The organism is Haladaptatus sp. T7 (assembly GCF_026008575.1).
Taxonomy (GTDB): domain Archaea; phylum Halobacteriota; class Halobacteria; order Halobacteriales; family Haladaptataceae; genus Haladaptatus; species Haladaptatus paucihalophilus.
In genome coordinates this window covers 374,747-391,791 of record NZ_BROP01000005.1, presented here as the reverse complement: position 1 = coordinate 391,791, position 17,045 = coordinate 374,747, and the positions used below count along the sequence as shown (strand labels likewise).

15 protein-coding genes are annotated in these 17,045 nt (G+C 62.0%); 4 read left to right on the top strand and 11 right to left on the bottom strand.

Annotated elements, in window-relative coordinates:
- Nucleotides 1–644 precede the first annotated feature (644 nt).
- On the bottom strand, nucleotides 645–986 hold the full coding sequence (locus OPC11_RS15845) for a hypothetical protein (protein ID WP_264782528.1): 342 nt from the start codon (nucleotides 984–986) through the stop codon (nucleotides 645–647).
- Between the two features lie 115 nt (nucleotides 987–1,101).
- Here OPC11_RS15845 and ligA point away from each other — a divergent pair, with 115 nt between their 5' ends.
- Complete coding sequence (gene ligA, locus OPC11_RS15840) at nucleotides 1,102–3,159, top strand: NAD-dependent DNA ligase LigA (protein WP_264782527.1); 2,058 nt, start codon at nucleotides 1,102–1,104, stop codon at nucleotides 3,157–3,159.
- Here ligA and OPC11_RS15835 read toward each other — a convergent pair.
- The 3 genes from OPC11_RS15835 to OPC11_RS15825 are packed head-to-tail and all read right to left on the bottom strand — an operon-like array spanning nucleotide 3,156 to nucleotide 5,253.
- Nucleotides 3,156–4,043 carry an ABC transporter permease gene (locus OPC11_RS15835; protein WP_264782526.1) on the bottom strand — a complete coding sequence of 296 codons (888 nt, stop codon included), beginning with the start codon at nucleotides 4,041–4,043 and terminating at the stop codon, nucleotides 3,156–3,158. The genes ligA and OPC11_RS15835 overlap by 4 nt on opposite strands.
- A complete protein-coding gene (locus tag OPC11_RS15830; RefSeq protein WP_264782525.1) occupies nucleotides 4,040–4,954 on the bottom strand; it encodes an ABC transporter ATP-binding protein in 915 nt (304 codons plus the stop codon). The genes OPC11_RS15835 and OPC11_RS15830 overlap by 4 nt, the downstream gene beginning before the upstream one ends.
- A gap of 44 nt (nucleotides 4,955–4,998) precedes the next feature.
- Nucleotides 4,999–5,253, bottom strand: a complete 255-nt coding sequence (locus tag OPC11_RS15825; RefSeq protein WP_007976466.1) for a hypothetical protein — start codon at nucleotides 5,251–5,253, stop codon at nucleotides 4,999–5,001.
- Nucleotides 5,254–5,342: 89 nt separating this feature from the next.
- On the opposite strand from OPC11_RS15825, the gene OPC11_RS15820 reads away from it, so the two are divergent.
- Together OPC11_RS15820 and OPC11_RS15815 are read left to right on the top strand one after the other, a co-directional pair.
- Nucleotides 5,343–5,951 carry a hypothetical protein gene (locus tag OPC11_RS15820; RefSeq protein ID WP_264782524.1) on the top strand — a complete coding sequence of 203 codons (609 nt, stop codon included), beginning with the start codon at nucleotides 5,343–5,345 and terminating at the stop codon, nucleotides 5,949–5,951.
- A gap of 9 nt (nucleotides 5,952–5,960) precedes the next feature.
- On the top strand, nucleotides 5,961–7,694 hold the full coding sequence (locus tag OPC11_RS15815; protein WP_264782523.1) for an excinuclease ABC subunit C: 1,734 nt from the start codon (nucleotides 5,961–5,963) through the stop codon (nucleotides 7,692–7,694).
- An 80-nt stretch (nucleotides 7,695–7,774) separates the two neighbouring features.
- Here OPC11_RS15815 and OPC11_RS15810 read toward each other — a convergent pair whose 3' ends face one another.
- Nucleotides 7,775–8,086, bottom strand: a complete 312-nt coding sequence (locus OPC11_RS15810; protein WP_007976461.1) for an antibiotic biosynthesis monooxygenase — start codon at nucleotides 8,084–8,086, stop codon at nucleotides 7,775–7,777.
- Between the two features lie 255 nt (nucleotides 8,087–8,341).
- Here OPC11_RS15810 and OPC11_RS15805 point away from each other — a divergent pair, with 255 nt between their 5' ends.
- A complete protein-coding gene (locus OPC11_RS15805; RefSeq protein ID WP_264782535.1) occupies nucleotides 8,342–9,349 on the top strand; it encodes an SPFH domain-containing protein in 1,008 nt (335 codons plus the stop codon).
- A gap of 27 nt (nucleotides 9,350–9,376) precedes the next feature.
- Here OPC11_RS15805 and OPC11_RS15800 read toward each other — a convergent pair whose 3' ends face one another.
- The 6 genes from OPC11_RS15800 to OPC11_RS15775 form a co-directional block, all read right to left on the bottom strand.
- Nucleotides 9,377–10,282: a sulfite exporter TauE/SafE family protein gene (locus OPC11_RS15800; RefSeq protein WP_264782522.1), complete on the bottom strand. Its 906-nt coding sequence runs from the start codon at nucleotides 10,280–10,282 to the stop codon at nucleotides 9,377–9,379.
- Between the two features lie 188 nt (nucleotides 10,283–10,470).
- A complete protein-coding gene (gene uvrB / locus OPC11_RS15795; protein ID WP_264782521.1) occupies nucleotides 10,471–12,528 on the bottom strand; it encodes an excinuclease ABC subunit UvrB in 2,058 nt (685 codons plus the stop codon).
- Nucleotides 12,529–12,802: 274 nt separating this feature from the next.
- Nucleotides 12,803–13,501, bottom strand: a complete 699-nt coding sequence (locus tag OPC11_RS15790; protein ID WP_264782520.1) for a hypothetical protein — start codon at nucleotides 13,499–13,501, stop codon at nucleotides 12,803–12,805.
- Nucleotides 13,502–13,580: 79 nt separating this feature from the next.
- Nucleotides 13,581–14,711: an ORC1-type DNA replication protein gene (locus OPC11_RS15785; protein ID WP_007976457.1), complete on the bottom strand. Its 1,131-nt coding sequence runs from the start codon at nucleotides 14,709–14,711 to the stop codon at nucleotides 13,581–13,583.
- 75 nt (nucleotides 14,712–14,786) lie between these two features.
- Nucleotides 14,787–14,945, bottom strand: a complete 159-nt coding sequence (locus OPC11_RS15780; RefSeq protein WP_007976456.1) for a DUF1059 domain-containing protein — start codon at nucleotides 14,943–14,945, stop codon at nucleotides 14,787–14,789.
- Nucleotides 14,946–15,019: 74 nt separating this feature from the next.
- The gene (locus tag OPC11_RS15775; protein ID WP_264782519.1) at nucleotides 15,020–16,993 is read right to left on the bottom strand and encodes an endonuclease MutS2; all 1,974 of its coding nucleotides are present in this window, start codon (nucleotides 16,991–16,993) and stop codon (nucleotides 15,020–15,022) included.
- Nucleotides 16,994–17,045: the final 52 nt, after the last annotated feature.

Below are 17,045 nucleotides of genomic sequence, written 5' to 3'. Positions count from 1 at the left end.
AACGGGACCTTCAAATTCGAAGACGGCTTCGAGGGATAGGTCCGCGAGGGAGCACAGCGAGGGTTTATATACCGTGCCGGGACCAACCCCGGCATGACCTGATCATCGGCGCGCGAGCGGTCGAGGCGGGTGCGTGGCCGTCCCTCGCGCGAAACCGGTTGTGCCGCCTGTTCGCATTCAGTTCGACAAATCATAGAGACAGATTCGGGGAGAACGGGTCGTCGTCTCGACGTTCGCCGCGGATTCGAGTACCTGCGGACGATCCTAGTGCCACGTAGGACAACGCCCAACGACGAGTTAGTATATATTTGTTGTGGCCCCCGGAAGTTAAGTGGGTCCAGTCGAAAACCAACAATCGTGTCAAAAGTAGCCTGTCCAGACTGTCGACGGAACATCGCGTTCCACGAACTGGAAACCAGAACCATTGCTCAGTCCAGTGGCTTCTCGACGAACTACCGCTGTCCGTTCTGCCGGAACGCCATCGAGAACGTCGCTGAGCTGCTGTAACTGTTCTTTGAGACGTTCTATCGAGCAGCAGTGAAGCGACAGTGGACGGTCGATATCGCACATCGTTACTCGTCGTCAGTTCGATAGCGACCAGTCGCAGGAACAGTCACCGAATCCCAACGACACTCACGAACGCGTCAGTCGTTCACATCGAGGTCGTCGAAGTTATCGGCGAGGTCGGAGAGAACGTCCTTCGCGTTCGATTTCGTATCATCGTCGATATCATCCACCCGTTCGACGCTGTGGCCGCCACTGTAGGCGGTTTTGACCGCGTGCTTGTTCAACTGTCCGTCCGGGCCGACGACGGGGAGCGTCAGGTCGCTGTACCGGTCCGGGTCATCGAACCCGGACGAGGAGAGGACGAAGTGGCTCGCGATGTCCGAGAGGTCGTTCGTATCGAAGTCCTTCTCCTCGGGCGCACTCCAATCGTCGTCGGTCGTTCCGTTGAACGTCGGCTCGTGAACGCTGTACTCCGTCATCAAGCGGTATTCCAACAGGAAGCGGTGTGAACGCTGGGGTTGCTACTGCAGGGGTTTGTTTCCCGCGCACCAGCGGTACCGAGATATTTACCCGACGACGAACAATGCCCGAACGATGGCAGAGGTGAGCGCGGACGAGAACCCGTACGTCGAAGAGCCGGACACCGATTTCGAACCCGTAGCCGAGATGGACGAAGCCGGAGCGAGCGAGCAGGCCGAACTGCTCCGGGAGGCGATTCGCCATCACGATTACCGTTACTACGTCGAAAACGACCCGCGAATCGGCGACCGGACGTACGACGCACTCTTCACGCGGCTACAGGAGTTAGAGGAGGCATTCGACGTCCAAACGCCGGACAGTCCCACTCGGCGGGTGGGCGGCGAACCGCTGGACGAACTCGAAAGCGTCGAGCACGTCGCACCCATGCTCTCCATCGATTCGAGCGGCGAAGCCGAGGACGTCCGTGGCTTCGACGACCGAATTCACCGGGAAGTCGGGGACGTCGAGTACGTCTGTGATCCGAAGTTCGATGGACTATCACTGGAAGTCGTCTACGAGGACGGGGAGTTCGTTCGCGCCGCCACGCGCGGCGACGGCGAGACGGGCGAAGACGTCACCGAGAACGTGCGTACCATCGCCAGCATTCCCCACCACCTCCGCGGCGACTACCCGGACTATCTCGCGGTTCGCGGAGAGGTGTACCTTCCGCTGGACGCGTTCACCGAATTCAACCGCGAGCGAGTCGAACAGGGAGAAGACCCGTTCGCCAATCCGCGAAACGCGGCCGCGGGGTCGCTTCGACAACTCGACCCGTCGGTGACGGCCGAACGTCCGCTCGACTGTTTCTTCTACGACGTGCTCGCCGCGAGCGAGGAGTTTCCGACTCACTGGTCGGAGTACGAAGCGTTACCCGAGTTCGGTCTGAAGGTGAACGACCGAACCGAACGGGTGGACGACATCGAGGACTGCATCGAATATCGTGACGAGTTGATGGCCGACCGCGCGGACCTGAACTACGAAATCGACGGGACGGTCATCAAGGTGAACGACCGGGAGAAATGCGCGGAACTCGGCACGACCGCGCGCTCGTACCGCTGGGCGTACGCCTACAAGTTCCCGGCTCGCTCGGAGCGAACGAACATCATGGACGTGACGGTGCAGGTCGGACGAACGGGACGGCTGACCCCCGTCGCACTGCTCGAACCCGTCGATGTCGGCGGCGTCACCGTCTCGCGCGCCAGTCTCCACAACCCAGACGAAATCGCCGAGAAGGACATCAACGTCGGCGACGAGGTGCAGGTGAAACGCGCGGGGGACGTGATTCCCTACGTCTCCGAAGTCGTCGAGAAGCACAGCGAGGGACACTACGAACTGCCGGACCGGTGCCCCGTCTGTGGGAGTCCGGTCGAGCGCGACGGACCAATTGCCTACTGTACCGGCGGACTCGCCTGTACCGCACAGCTTCGGCAGGCCGTGGCGTACTACGGAAGCGACGACGGGCTCGATATCGACGGGTTGGGCGAGGAGCGGGTGAACCAACTCATCGACGCGGGACTGCTCGAATCCCTGCCCGACCTTTACGAACTCGACGAGAAGGAACTGCTCGAACTGGAAGGGTGGGGCGAGAAGAGCGCCGAGAATCTACTCGCCGAAATAGAGAAGTCGAAACGCCCCTCGCTCGCGGATTTCCTCTCGGCTATCGGAATTCCCCGCGTCGGCACCGAGACGGCCCGTGAGTTGGCGCGGACGTTCGAATCGATGGACGACGTGATGAACGCCGATAGCGACGAACTGGAAGCCGTTCCGGACATCGGGCCGAAGGTCGCCGCGGGGATTCGGGAGTTCTTCGACTCGGACCGGAACCGGTCCGTCGTCGAGCAACTGTTGAAACACGTCGAACCCGAACGGGAGGAGGTGGCAGGCGGCGACGAGCTCGCCGACCTGACGTTCGTGTTCACGGGGTCGCTCTCGGAACCGCGGTCGGACATCTCCGAACTCGTCGAAAATCACGGCGCGAACGCGACGGGGAGCGTCTCCGGCAACACGGATTACCTCGTCGTCGGCGAGAATCCGGGGGAGTCGAAGCCGAACGACGCGGACGAAAACGACGTACCGATACTGTCCGAAGACGAGTTCTGGAACCTGTTGGAAGGGGCGGGTATCGACCGTTAGAGATCCGCCCGGTCGAAGACGTAGTAGCCGACCGCGACGGGGACGAACAGCCAGAACAGCAGGTAGACGATGACGAAGGCGTCGCTGAAGTATATCGGAATGGGTTTGCCGAGGATGGTGGCGACGGTGCTCTGGAGGTAGCGGTTGAACAGCAAGACCCGTGCATCGAGCTGGCTGGACAGGAGTATCGTATCGACCAACGTCTTGTAGGCCGTCATCGGGTTCAGGAGTCGGATGAACAGAATCGTCGAAACCTGTCCGGCAGTTCCCACACCGGCGTACCGTCCGAGGAGGCTAGCCACCCGTTTGGCCAGCCCGCTCCAGAGCACGAGGAAGACGATGTAGAACGATATCGTCGTGACCATCGCTCGACGGCCGGTTTTCACGGCCGCCGAGATGCCGACCGCCAAGCCGACGAACACGAGTCCGAGTAGGAGCGTGAGGGAGGCAAAGAGGACGTAGTTGACGAATTTGAACGTGAGAGAGGTTATCAGGAGGATGATAGCGGCGACGACGAACCCGAGAACGGTGGAGATTCCGACGACGCTACTTCGACCGAGGACCTTGCCGAGCACCACGTCGGTCCGCGAGTGGGGCAGGGAAAGCATGAGCTTGAGCGTTCCCGACTCGCGTTCGCCGGTGATGGCGGCGTAGCCGATGACGATGGAGATGAGGGGAATGAGGACGGCGGTCTCCTGTTTCATCAGGTAGAGATACTGGTCCGTACTCTGTCCGGCGGAACCCTGTATCGACCCGTTCTCTATCAAAAAGGCCAGAATCGGTGGGACGGCGAAGAGGACGACGAACAGCGCCGTCAACACCCACAGCCACCGTGACCGAAGGGAGTCGCGGAAATCCTTTCGTGCGACTGATTGCCACGTCATGCTGTCACCCCGCCTCTGGTGTAGGCCACGAAGAGGTCTTCGAGAGAGGCTTCCTCCGTGTCGAAGTCCGCGACGGTTGTACCCGCGTTTTCGAGGGTGGTGATGACCGTCGTCTTGACGTTCCGATCACAATCGACGGTGAGCGTTTCGCCGTCGCGTTCGACGCCCCCCACGCCGTCGATGTCTCGTACCTGCTGGACTGCCGCCGACGGAAGCGAGGTGGTTTCGACCCGAAGGGTCGTGCCGTCGCCGACGTTTGCTCGAAGCCCTTCGATGGAGTCCTCTGCGACGAGTTCGCCATCGCGGAGAATACCCACGCGGTCACAAACGGCTTCGACTTGGCCGAGAATGTGACTGGAGAAGAACACGGTCGCCCCGCGCTCTTGTTCCTCGCGGATGATTTCTCGCATCTCGCGGGCACCCGTGGGGTCCAACCCGGACGAGGGTTCGTCGAGGATGAGCAGGTCCGGCGTGCCCACGAGCGCCATGGCAAGCCCGAGGCGTTGGGCCATCCCCTTCGAATAGCCGCCCGCCTTGCGGTCCGCGGCGTCGAGGATGCCTACCCTGTCGAGAAGTTCCGCCGGGTCGTCGTCGGCGTCCTTCGCTTCGATAGCGAATTCGAGGTGCTGCATGCCGGTCAAGCGGTCGTAGACCGAGAAGCCCTCGGGCAACACGCCGGTCCGGTTCCGGATTTCGATGCTTTCTGCCTGTGCGTCGTGCCCGAGGACGGTGACGGTGCCGCTCGTCGGACGAATGAAATCGAGAACGAGGTCGATGGTCGTCGATTTCCCCGCACCGTTCGGCCCGAGAAAGCCGAACACCTCCCCCTCTTTCACATCGAGGGAGAGGTCGTTAACGGCCGTGACGTCACCGTACCGTTTCGTCACGCCGTCGAGTCGAATGGCGGTCATAGTTTCAGCTTTCGGTAACGAACATATAACATTGTTGTTCTGTGTCACACAGTGTCGTTCGGGTCGCGTTTTCGCTTCATTCGAGTCGCTTCGGCGGCGTATCGCTCCTGGTCGTCCTCGTCGGAAACGGGGGAGAGCCGCTCACCATCGACGTCGATTGCGGCGGTCGTCTCGCCGCCGAGTCGTCCCGCCCGTTCCTTCCTGAGGTATCGCTCGCCGTCGGGTGTCGCGTACACCAGCGTCAGTAGGTCGCGGTCGCTGTACGTTCGCTCGACCAACCACACTCGAACGTCGTCCATGGCGGGACGTTTGCGAGTCTCGAATTTGTATCTGGCGAGCGAGTTCCCAGCCACAACCTTATTTATCGCAGTGATTGTCCCGGTAAACGATGGAACAGTCCCCGCTGTCACAGGCGTCCGACGACCGCCTGCTCGACATGCTCTTTGCGGGTGAAGAAATAGAGGAGGAAATAGAGTTGGAAGGTGCACGAATCGCGGTGACGAGCCATCGTTTACTCGCGTTCATGCCCGAAGGGGGTGAGAGACGGTTCGACCACGAAGACCGACCGAACGTTCTCGACGCTCGCGTCCAAGCCGCCGGAAAGCCCGACTACCTCTCGTGGAGCGTCAGGAGTTTCGTTTACGGCCTACTTCTCGTTGGCTGCGGCTACCTGCTCAACAGCAGCGGTCTGCTCACGAACCTCGACGGAACGACACCGACCGAGGGAGGCGTTATTCTCGGTCTCCAGCAGATGGTCGGCATGATGGTGAGCGCGTTCACCCTACTCACGAGCGTGTTACTACCGGTCGGCGGGGTGTTGTTGCTCGCCGCCGCCGTCTTCGGCGCCCTCTACGTCACTACTCGGTCGGAGGAACTGATAATCGAACGTGCGGGTCGGGACCCGATTCGCGTACCCGTAAATGGCGACGAGGCGAAAGACGCCGCCCGTCGGATTCGAGCGGCGGTAGGGACAAGTTCAAAGCCGAGCGCCGATTAGTCGAAATCGATGGACGCGGCCACCGTTCGGGAGCGTGCGGGCGAACTACCGCGCGAACCCGGCGTGTATCAGTTTTTGGAAGGCGAAACGGTTCGGTACGTCGGGAAGGCCGTCGACCTCCGAGCACGGGTTCGGTCGTACGCGGACCCGCGGAGCGACCGCATCGGACGGATGGTCAAACGCGCCGACGCGCTCGATTTCGCCGTCACGGACACGGAGACGCAGGCGCTCCTGTTGGAAGCGAACCTCATCAAACGCTACCAGCCGCGGTACAACGTCCGCCTGAAGGACGACAAATCCTACCCGCTGGTGCAGGTGACGGGCCACGAATTTCCGCAAATAGAGATCACCCGTGACCCCGACCGCACGGGGGCGACGGTGTTCGGCCCGTTCACGAACAAATCGACGGTCGAAACGGTCGTCAAGGCGCTCCGGGAGACGTACGGCATCCGCGGCTGTTCGGACCACAAGTTCGCCAGCCGCGACCGACCGTGCCTCGACCACGACATCGGCCTCTGTACCGCGCCGTGCACGAACGAAATCGGCCGGGAAGCGTACCTCGGCGACGTGGAGAGCGTCGAGCGGTTCCTGGGCGGCGAGGTGGACGTGTTGGCGCGCCCGCTCCGCCGCGAGATGGAGGCCGCCGCCCAGAACCGCGAGTTCGAACGGGCGGCCAACCTCCGGGACCGACTCGAAGCCGTCGAATCGTTCCACGGTGGAGATGCGGGCGCGATTTCGTCACGGACGGACGAGCGAACCGTGGACGTGCTCGGTGCCGCAGTCGAGGGAGAACGGGCGACCGTCGCCCGGTTGCACAGCGAACGCGGCCAACTCGTGGACCGCGACCACCACTCGCTGTCGGTGCCGGACGGCGACGACGCGGCGGCGGTACTGGGCGGGTTCATCCCGCAGTTCTACGCCGAACGCGAGTTGCCCGACGCGCTGTTGCTCTCCGAGCGACCGGACGACGCGGACGTGCTCGACTGGTTGGACGCGGAGGGCGTCGGAACTCGCGTTCCGGGTGCCGGTCGGGAGGCGACGCTCGTGGATTTGGCGCTGAAAAACGCCCGCAGGGGAGCGGGCAACCCGGACGAACTCCGGGCGCTGGCGGACGCGCTCTCCCTCCCGTCCGCCGAGCGAATCGAGGGCTTCGACGTGAGCCACGCGCAGGGATCGTCGGTGGTCGGGAGCAACGTCGTCCTCGTCGGCGGGTCGCCCGAGAAGCGCGACTACCGCCGGAAGAAGCTGACCGAGAAGAACGACGACTACGCGAACATGCACGACCTCGTTCGCTGGCGGGCGAAACGGGCCGTCGAAGGCCGCGATGAACGACCGGACCCCGACCTGCTCCTCATCGACGGCGGGGAGGGTCAACTCGACGCCGCGCGCGAAGCGCTGGCGGACGTCGGCTGGGACGTGCCCGCCGTCGGACTCGCCAAAGCCGAGGAAATCGTCGTCACGCCGAACGGTACCTACAACTGGCCGAACGACGCGCCACACCTCCACGTCCTCCAGCGGGTGCGCGACGAGGCGCACCGATTCGCGGTGCAGTACCACCAGACGCTCCGCGACGACGTTTCGACGGCCTTGGACGACGTGTCCGGCGTCGGACCCCAGACGCGTCGAAAACTGTTCCGACGGTTCGGGAGTCTGGACGGGATTCGCGCGGCCTCCGACGCCGAACTCCGGGACGTGGACGGTATCGGTGAAAAAACGGTGACGGCGTTACGACGCCGCTTGTGAGTCGAACGTCGAGAGGGGTCGAGCGCTGGCCGTGAGACGTGCGTCGGGCGGAAAAGAGCGTCAGAAGAGACGAGCCTCGACTACTCGCCCGTCCGCTCGAACGCGACTTCGTGCACTTCCAGTTGGTTCTTGTCGGTGAACATCTCCCTCGGCGGTCGGTCGGCGTGCGCCTCGCGGAACGCGTCGGTGTCGGTCCACGCCTCGAAGTCAGCCATCGACTCCCAGTACGTCTGTGCGACGTAGGAATCCGTGTCGGGGCGAGCGGGAGTCAGCAACTCGAACTTGACGAAACCGGGCTGGGACTCCACTTCACCCATGCTGTTTCGGAACCGCTCGACGAACTGGTCCGCGTACTCTTCGGCGACGAACAATCTGTTTTCGACGACTATCATGCACCGGATACTGCGCCGGTTCCGGGTTTAACTCTATCTCTCGAAATCGATTTGGTATAATTCAAATCCGATTATACACTTCGATTCGGGACGGACGCGGTGGGAACTGTTATGCGAACTGAACAACTATCGGGTAGTATGGACAATCCCTTCTACACCCTCGGCAAGGCGACGTCGAGGATGAATGCAGGGAAAGCCCTCTTCGCCATCGGTTTCGCCGTCTTCTTCTTTCTCGCCCTCCCGTTTCTCGACACGATGGCGATAGCGGGGCTCCTCCTGCTCGCCCTTGCGATTGCCACGGTGAACAGCGCCGTGGAAATCGTCGGTCCGTACGAAAAGCGCGCGTTGACCGTTTTCGGGGAGTACCGCAAACTGCTCGACCCCGGTATCCATTTCATCCCACCGTTCGTGAGCGCCACGCGGCGATTCGACATGCGAACCCGGGTGTTCGACGTGCCGAAACAGGAAGCGATCACGCAAGACAACTCGCCCGTCATCGCGGATGCCGTCCTCTACGTTCGCGTGATGGACCCCGAGCGGGCGTTTCTCGGCGTTGACAACTACGAACGCGCCGTCGCCAACCTCGGACAGACGACGCTCCGGGCCGTCATCGGCGACATGAAACTCGACGAGACGCTCTCGCGCCGTGACGTCATCAACCGGCGAATCCGCGAGGAGATAGACCCGCCGACGGACGAGTGGGGCATTCGCGTCGAGAGCGTCGAAGTGCAGGAAGTGATGCCGAGCCGCGCCGTCGTCAACGCGATGGAACAGCAGACCAGCGCCGAGCGGAAACGCCGCGCCATGATTCTCGAAGCGCAAGGTGAACGCCGCGGTGCCGTCGAGCGGGCGGAAGGGGAGAAGGCGTCGAACGTTATCCGCGCGCAAGGTGAGAAACAGAGCCAGATTCTGGAAGCGCAAGGGGATGCGGTGTCGATAGTTCTCCGCGCGAAGTCCGCCGAATCGATGGGCGAACGCGCCATCGTCGAGAAGGGGATGGAGACGCTCCAAACCATCGGCGAGGGAGAATCCACGACGTTCGTCCTGCCGCAAGAACTCTCCTCGCTCGTCGGCCGCTACGGCAAGCACCTCACCGGCAGCGACGTGCGCGACGGCGCGGAGTTCCTCGAATCGAACGAATTCGACCCCGAGACGCGCGAACTACTCGGGTTGGACGACATCGAGGAGACGCTTTCCGAAATCGACACCGAGGCGGTCGAAACCGCGAGTATCGGTGAAAAGGTCGAACCGGAATCGAACTGATTCGACCGAAATTCCCTTCGAAGGGCGTCAGCCGAGGGCGAACACGCGGACGAGGGTGAACACGCCGACGAGGGAGTAGACGACCGTCATCGTCTGCACGGTCCGGTGTTCCGGAACGCGGCTGTTGAGGAACGCACCCGTCTGACCGCCGACAGCGCAGGTCACCCCGGCGACGAGGCCGAACTCGAACGGGACGGTGAAGTTGTGGCCGCTGAACGATTCGGGCGCGTAGCGCAGGAGAAGGAGGTTCGCAACGAGCGCGGACACGATGGTTCCGTGCAGGATGAGCGCGCTCGTCCCCGTGGAGATGCGGATGGACACGTTCTTTCGGACCGTCAACAGGGTCTGTGCGAGTTCGCCGATGGCGATACCGACCAGGCCAGCCATCGCCCCGCCGACGCCCGCGATTGTGCGGTCGAACCGGTCGAACTGGGTGGGGCCGGGTGTTCCACCGTCCGTCCGTATTCGGGACGAATCTCCAAAGAGTCGGCTCGCGTCAACCAAGTCGCCGAGCGATTTTCCGTCCCGATGTGAGAGATACAGGACGAAAGAGAGCACGAGCAACATCCCGCCGAACAGCACTTTGAGCGCGGCGGACGGGACGAAGTAGGACACCGCTCTGGCGACGATTGCGACCGGCACGCTGACCGCGAGGACGGCTTTGGCGACGGTCCAATCCACCTGTCCGCGGAACCAGTAGGCCGAGACGCTACTCGTGTACCCGAACAGTTCGACGAACAGCGCGAGTCCGATAGCTCCCTGCAACGCGAGGTCGGGGAACGCCGGAACCAGTTCCGGATAGACGAACAGGAACGCGGGCGTGAACAGTACCGCCGCTTCCATGGCGAACGTGTTGACCGTCGTCGCGATGAGGAAGGTCAGCAGGACGAAGAAAGCCAACCCGGTCGGCGAGAATCCTAGCGGAAGCGACATCCTCAGCTAACACCCTCGTTCGGGAACGGCGCGTATCGAACGCGATTGGTCTCGCCGGAAATATCCGAAAACCGACACGGTGCGGTCGCTCCATGTAATCGTGACATCGTGACTGCTACACGCACAGTTACACTGAAAAAGGTTGATGTTCGGGAAAATATCGAGAAACGATGAGGCAGAATTCCGGATTAGAACTCCCCACGCTCCGGTTCGACGCCGCCGATCTCCGTCTCCACGTCGAACTCCTCGCGCAACTCTCGAATCCGGTCGCGGATATCGGCCGCGAGTTCGAACTCCAGATTGTTGGCGGCCTCCTCCATCCGGTCTTCGAGTTGGGCAATCTGTTCGAGCGCCTCCTCGTCCGTCTCCGGCGCGTTGCGGGTGACGCCGCCGGTGTCGGTCTTGCTTCCCGGCAGGTTCGCCTCCGAAACCGCTTTTTCGATGGTCTGTGGCTCGAAGCCGTGTTCCTCGTTGAACTCCCGTTGAATCCGACGCCGCCGTCCGGTTTCGTCCATCGCGCTCTCCATCGCGTCCGTCACCTCGTCGGCGTAGAGGACCACCTCGCCGTTGACGTTCCGGGCCGCGCGGCCCATCGTCTGGACGAGCGCGGTTTCCGAGCGGAGGAACCCTTGCTGATCGGCGTCGAGGATGGCGACCATCGACACCTCCGGGATGTCCAACCCCTCGCGGAGCAGGTTGATGCCGACGAGCACGTCGAACTCGCCCAACCGGAGTCCGCGAACGAGTTCGTGGCGTTCGAGCGTGTCCGTCTCGTCGTGCATGTACTCGACCGCGACGCCCGCCTCCTCCAGATACTCGGTCAAGTCCTCGGCCATCCGCTTCGTCAGCGTCGTGACGAGGACGCGCTCGTCGCGCTCGATTCGGTCGTCGATGCGCGCCATCAGGTCGTCGATTTGACCGGAGGCGTCGGCGACTTCGACCATCGGGTCCACGAGGTGCGTCGGGCGAACGATCTGTTCGACGATTTGCTCACTCTGCTCGCGTTCGTAGTCCGCGGGCGTCGCCGAGATGTAGAGCGTCTTCGCGCTCTTCTCCTCGAACTCCTCGAATGTGAGCGGACGGTTGTCGTAGGCCGTCGGGAGTCGGAAGCCGTTCTCCACGAGCGAATCCTTGCGCGACTTGTCGCCCGCGAACTGCCCGCGAATCTGGGGCACCGTCTGGTGGGATTCGTCGATGACGCAGAGGAAGTCGTCGGGGAAGTAATCGAGAAGCGTGTACGGCGCGTCGCCGACCTCGCGCTCGGTGAAGTACACCGAGTAGTTCTCGATGCCGGAACAGTAGCCCGCCTCCTTCATCATTTCGAGGTCGAACGTGGTCCGCTCCTCGATTCGTTGGGCGGCCACCAAGTCCCCGTTTCGCTCGAAGTAGCGGATTCGGCGCTCCAAATCCTCCTCGATTTCGGCGATTGCCTCCGCCATCGTCTCCTCGGGAATCGAGTAGTGTTCCGCCGGGTGAACGAGTACGGCGGGTTCCTGTGATTTGACTTCTCCTTCGAGCGGGTCTATCTTCACTATTCGGTCGATTTCGTCGCCCCAGAGTTCGACGCGAACCGCGTAGCGCCCGTACATCGGGAAGATTTCGACGGTATCGCCCCGGACGCGGAAGGTACCTTGGGTGAAGTCCATGTCGTTCCGGTCGTAGTTCAAGTCCACGAGACGGGCGAGGAGTTCGTCGCGTCCGATTTCCTCGCCGACTTCCAGTCGCAGGCGCATGTCCTCGTAGTTTTGCGGGTCACCCAAGCCGTAAATCGCCGACACGGACGCCACCACGATAACGTCGTCCCGAGTGAGCAGGGAGCGCGTCGCGGAGTGTCGAAGGCGGTCTATCTCCTCGTTGATGGACGCGTCCTTGTCGATGTAGGTGTCCGTCTGCTCGACGTAGGCCTCCGGTTGGTAGTAGTCGTAGTAGGAGACGAAGTACTCCACCGCGTTGTCCGGAAAGAGGTTCCGGAACTCCTCGTACAACTGCGCCGCCAGCGTCTTGTTGTGCGCGATGACGAGCGTCGGTTTCTGGACCTCCTCGATGGTCCACGAAACCGTGTTCGTCTTCCCCGACCCCGTGACGCCGAGCAGGGTCTGTTTCTCCATCCCTTCGTCGAACCCCTCGGCCAACTGCTCGATGGCCTCGGGTTGGTCCCCCGCCGGGTCGAACGGCGCGTCAACTCGAAAGTCGGTTTCGGCGTCCGGGTTGTCCGGTCGAAGCGGGCCGGACTGGGTGTCGCTCATGGTGAAACGGCATACGAACTGGAGCTACTTGAGATGGTCGCTAAGCGGTAATCAAAAGAGGGAGGTTACTCAAACAGGCGGGAAATCCATCCCACGATACGGCGACCGAGCTGAGGACGATGTGAAAGGGTTTCACCTTCAAATTCGAGTGGCTCGTCGTTCGCTCCAGCGTTTGTAGAGCGCCACGAATCTACGTTATCCGCTGGATTTTGTTCCATACGTAGTCATATACGTGTATGATATATAAATGACAGGGTTTCGCCAGATATGTTGACTATATAATCAAAGAGAGAACAGTGACGGTGAAGAGGCCGAGATATGCGACGTACTCCACTGTTGTCGGCACTCCGTCCAGAAGTGCGGAGGTGACGCCGAGCGAAAAGAACACGAGTGCATATATCATGGTCAGAATCGTCAGTGTCACCGCGACCGTATTCCAAAAAATCGTTCTCTTGTTGGACTGAATCCACCCGGCATAACTGTTGACCAGAGTGTCGTGGACCTGTCTATCCGTAAGATCACGCTCGTCAGCAGTTCGTATATCACCCGCTGAAACACCCGCTTCGAGACTCGACGACGTGTACGTCACTCCTGCCAGCGCCGTCGATGCTATGAGACAACCGATACCAATACCGGTATTTACCGTGTAGAACGCGTTTATCCGTTCGACGACATCATACTTAACTGCAAACGAAAAGGCAGGAAGAACAAGTCCGAGAAGGACGGTGTTGAATCGAACCGTTTTCATCGCCTTGTTGTCGATCTCTCGAATCCACTTCACTTGCCCTTCGACCGTTTTTCGTGCTTCTCGGTGCATCGTCCGGTTTCGGTACCACGACTGAGGATATTTCGGTAGTTCCTGCTCGGAATGAGAGATACGTTTCAGGAACTCCGTTGCCCACTTTTTCCGAGCCACTGGTCGTTTTTCGGTTCGGTTGTCGTTTCCTGCAGAAGCCAGTTCTCCATCACTCATAAAATAGTCGTATTTACCTATTCGTTGGAGACGCGACTACCATAAATATTCGGATAAGATACGATATGATGAAAACGCCTCAGTCGTCCAACCGCGCCAACACGGCTTCGGGGTCGTATCGCAGCGACAGCGACCGCGACCGTCCGCGACCATCAACGTTGGTGTAGGTGGCGTCGATGATGCCGAGTTGGTCCACCTTGTTGATGATTTCGGAATATCGGGTGTAACCCAAGTCGGTCTCCTCGTGGAAGACGTCGTACACCTCGCCCGCCTGCTCGCCGTCGTGTTCGGCGATGACGCGGACGAGCGCGACCTCGTTTTCGCTCAAGGCGTGCAGGCTATGGGAGAGGTGGACGAACTTGGATTTCTCGTAGGCGTCCTCCACGTCCTGCAGGCTCACGGTTCGGCTGGCGCGCATCTCGGCGTTCAGGCCCGCGCGCCGGAGGAGGTCGATGCCGACGCGAAGGTCGCCGCTCTCGGCGGTGAGTTCGGCGACGCGCTCCAGCACGTCCGGGCCGATGACGCCCTCGTGGAAGCCGCGCTTGACGCGCTCGCCGAGGATATCGACGATCTCCTGTCGGTCGTAGACCGGGAAGTACACGTCCTCGGGTCGAAAGACGCTCTGGACGCGGGTATCGAGTTCCTCGATGACGTCGAGGTTGAGGTCGGAGGAGACGACGATGACGCCGATTTTCGCCCCGCTGTGGGCCTCGTGAGCGCGGAGGAGCGAGTAGAGCGTATCGGAGGCTTCGCCCTCGTAGAACAGGTAGTTCACGTCGTCCAGCGCGACGACGAGCACCTCGTCCTCCTCGACCAGTTTGTCCGTGATTTGGCGGAACAGCTTCTTGAACGAGATACCGCTGGACGGCGGTTCGTAATCGAATATCCCCTCGAAGATGCGCGAGAAAATGGCGTACCGCGTCGAATCCACCTGACAGTTGACGCGAACCGTCCGAACGTCGGTTTGGGCCGACAGTTCGTCGAACAGTTTCTGTACGGAAGTCGTCTTGCCAGTCCCCGGCGGTCCGCGCGCCATGACGTTGAGTGGGCGCGACCCGCGAACTGCTGGCCGAAGCGCGTATTGAAGGCTCTGTGTCTGGGATTCGCGGTGTTTGAACGTCTCCGGAACGTAGTCGATTTCGAAGACGTGCTCCTCGCGGAACACCGACTCGTCCCACGACAACATCCCCTCCTCGGGGTCGTCTGCCATCACTTTCACCACGCTCGCGTAGCTACTTAATCCTTCGCCAGAGACAAAAGAGCCGATGAACGGTCGTTTGAGCGACTAGCTTTGCTCTATCGCGCCTTGGACGTCGTTTCGGTCCATCGACATACCGTGCTTTTCTCGGGCGTGTTCCTGCACCATATCGACGATTTCTTGCTCGTCGTCGGCTCGTACCATAAAGTCACAATCCTGTTGCGTACATTCGAACTGGTGTGCCATATTATATCTCTCCTCCCCCCGACGGGGCACAAACGGGAACGACAGCCTCGTAGGTAACAGTTCTGGCTGTCGGGCTATTCGAACTTCGCCAGCAGTCGGTCGTAAAACCCGTTTTCTCCCCCGTCGGCCAGTTTCTCCACGATGAGTTCGGGCGTCGAACGAGCGAGGTGGTCTTTCACCGGGGAGCGTTCGACCACGAGTTCGCCGTCGACCAGTCCTTTGGCTTCGATTCCGTCGACGGCGACGTCGTAGCCCGCCACGGCCCGAATCTCGTCGGCGAGGTGGGAGACGAACACGCCGGTCACGTCGCGCTCGCCGAGTTCCTCCAGAATTCCGGCGATGATCTTCGCGCTCGCGCCGGGTTCGGTGATGCTTTCGAGTTCGTCCACGAGCACGAGGCGGCCCGCCTGCCCGTCGGCGAGGGCCGCGAACTCCCGGAGCGTGCTCTCGAACGCCCCCGCGTCGAGGGTCCCCTGCGTCTTGCCGTGGTAGTGCAGTTCCTCGAATCGTCGCAAGCGAACCGAGTCCGCCGGAACAGGCAGGCCCATGTGGGCGAGGATGACGACGAGCGCCACGAGGTCGAGCGTCGATGTCTTCCCGCCGCTGTTGACTCCCGAGAGGAGGGCCACGCCCGAGACGCCGTAATCGACCGGTTCGACGGCGGCGAACTCCACGTCGAGCAACGGGGAGCGCCCGGCCGCGATGTCGAAGCCGTCGCCGTCGAAGTCGGGCATGACGCACTCGAAGTCGCTTGCGAACCGGGCGACAGCGAGTTCCACGTCCAGTTCGAGCGCGGCGCGAACGAGTTCTTCCGCCGCCTCGCGCTCGTCCGCGAGTTCGCGGGCGAGTTCGCGCTTGTGTCGCGCCGCCCGCCGCGACTTTTCGGCTTCCAGTTGTTCTCGGAGCCGCGAAATCACGCTCTCGTCGTGCTCCACGGGAAAAGTCGGGTCCTCCGGGAACGCCTGCCGCGCGAGTTCGGTTTCACCGGCGTCCAGCGCCAGCGTCTCGACCAAATGCTCGCGGGCGGCCTCGACGGCGGCGTCGTACTCGTCGCCCAACTCGCGCGAGAGGAGCGAATCGACGCCCGCACCGCGCTCGACCAGCGAGAGCAGGTCGGAGCCTTCGATGGTCACGTCCCGCTCCCGAATCGCCTCCCGAAGTCGGTCGTTGGCGACGTTTTCGGCCATCGAGACGGCGGCGTCCAAGTCGGCGATGGCGTCCGTCAACCGAGCGAGTTCGTCGTCGCCCGTCACCCCGCCATCCGCGGTGACGCGGGCGAGTGCGGACTCCAATCCGTCGATGTCGAGCGGCGCGTCCATCCCCGCGACGCGGTGGACTTCGGCGGCGGCGAGCAGGGTGTCCCGATTCGCGGCGAAGAAGGCGAGCGGACGCTCGGGGACGAGTTCCGCCGGGGTTTCCAGCGCACCCGGTTCGACGCGTACGTCACCGTCGATGGTGACGCCCGCGAACGCCTCGTCCAGCGCGACGACGGTGGAGTACCCGCGCGCGAGTTCCGCCAGTTCCCGCGTGTCCTCCACGACTTCGACCGGCAGTTCGGGAATCACCTCGCGCGCTTTCGCGTACCGCTCGGCGTCGGTCGTCGCCAGACAGCGGTCGGTGACCCGAACGCCTTGCGGGGCCGAGAGCGGTTCGACGTCGGCCAACGCCGCCCGAACGTCCGCCGTCGGCGTTCGTTCCATCGCCGCGCGCGTGAACGCCTGTACCTCTTCGATTCTGGATGCGGCGGAACTGGGATACAGCGTTTCGAGACGCTTTTTCGCGTACGTCGTGACGGCCCGCGCTTTCACGAGCGAGAGGGCGTCTCGGTACAACTCCCGCGCCCTGTCGGTGGCGAGAAAGCCGCCGTCGTCGTCGTGTCGAATCCTGATGGCACCGCGCGCGATGGCAGCGGCCCGCCCTTCCGTGATTCCCGGCGCTCGCGCCAACGTGGCGACATCGCCGGTTTCCAACGCTCGCTCGGCGTCGTCGAGTTCCGCGAGCGCGTCCGCGGTCTTCGCACCGACGCCGGGTACCGCCTCAAGGTCCATTCGCTCCGTGATATTGCGTCATACATAAAAAACGTTCCCGACGTGCATCGGT

Coding starts and splice junctions, on each gene's coding strand:
- ligA (WP_264782527.1), top strand. CDS start 1,102: ATGGCAGAGGTGAGCGCGGACGAGAACCCGTACGTCGAAGAGCCGGAC.
- OPC11_RS15815 (WP_264782523.1), top strand. CDS start 5,961: ATGGACGCGGCCACCGTTCGGGAGCGTGCGGGCGAACTACCGCGCGAA.
- OPC11_RS15785 (WP_007976457.1), bottom strand. CDS start 14,711: ATGGCAGACGACCCCGAGGAGGGGATGTTGTCGTGGGACGAGTCGGTG.
- OPC11_RS15800 (WP_264782522.1), bottom strand. CDS start 10,282: ATGTCGCTTCCGCTAGGATTCTCGCCGACCGGGTTGGCTTTCTTCGTC.
- OPC11_RS15805 (WP_264782535.1), top strand. CDS start 8,342: ATGGCGATAGCGGGGCTCCTCCTGCTCGCCCTTGCGATTGCCACGGTG.
- OPC11_RS15790 (WP_264782520.1), bottom strand. CDS start 13,501: ATGAGTGATGGAGAACTGGCTTCTGCAGGAAACGACAACCGAACCGAA.
- OPC11_RS15825 (WP_007976466.1), bottom strand. CDS start 5,253: ATGGACGACGTTCGAGTGTGGTTGGTCGAGCGAACGTACAGCGACCGC.
- OPC11_RS15830 (WP_264782525.1), bottom strand. CDS start 4,954: ATGACCGCCATTCGACTCGACGGCGTGACGAAACGGTACGGTGACGTC.
- OPC11_RS15775 (WP_264782519.1), bottom strand. CDS start 16,993: ATGGACCTTGAGGCGGTACCCGGCGTCGGTGCGAAGACCGCGGACGCG.
- OPC11_RS15810 (WP_007976461.1), bottom strand. CDS start 8,086: ATGATAGTCGTCGAAAACAGATTGTTCGTCGCCGAAGAGTACGCGGAC.
- OPC11_RS15845 (WP_264782528.1), bottom strand. CDS start 986: ATGACGGAGTACAGCGTTCACGAGCCGACGTTCAACGGAACGACCGAC.
- OPC11_RS15835 (WP_264782526.1), bottom strand. CDS start 4,043: ATGACGTGGCAATCAGTCGCACGAAAGGATTTCCGCGACTCCCTTCGG.
- OPC11_RS15820 (WP_264782524.1), top strand. CDS start 5,343: ATGGAACAGTCCCCGCTGTCACAGGCGTCCGACGACCGCCTGCTCGAC.
- uvrB (WP_264782521.1), bottom strand. CDS start 12,528: ATGAGCGACACCCAGTCCGGCCCGCTTCGACCGGACAACCCGGACGCC.
- OPC11_RS15780 (WP_007976456.1), bottom strand. CDS start 14,945: ATGGCACACCAGTTCGAATGTACGCAACAGGATTGTGACTTTATGGTA.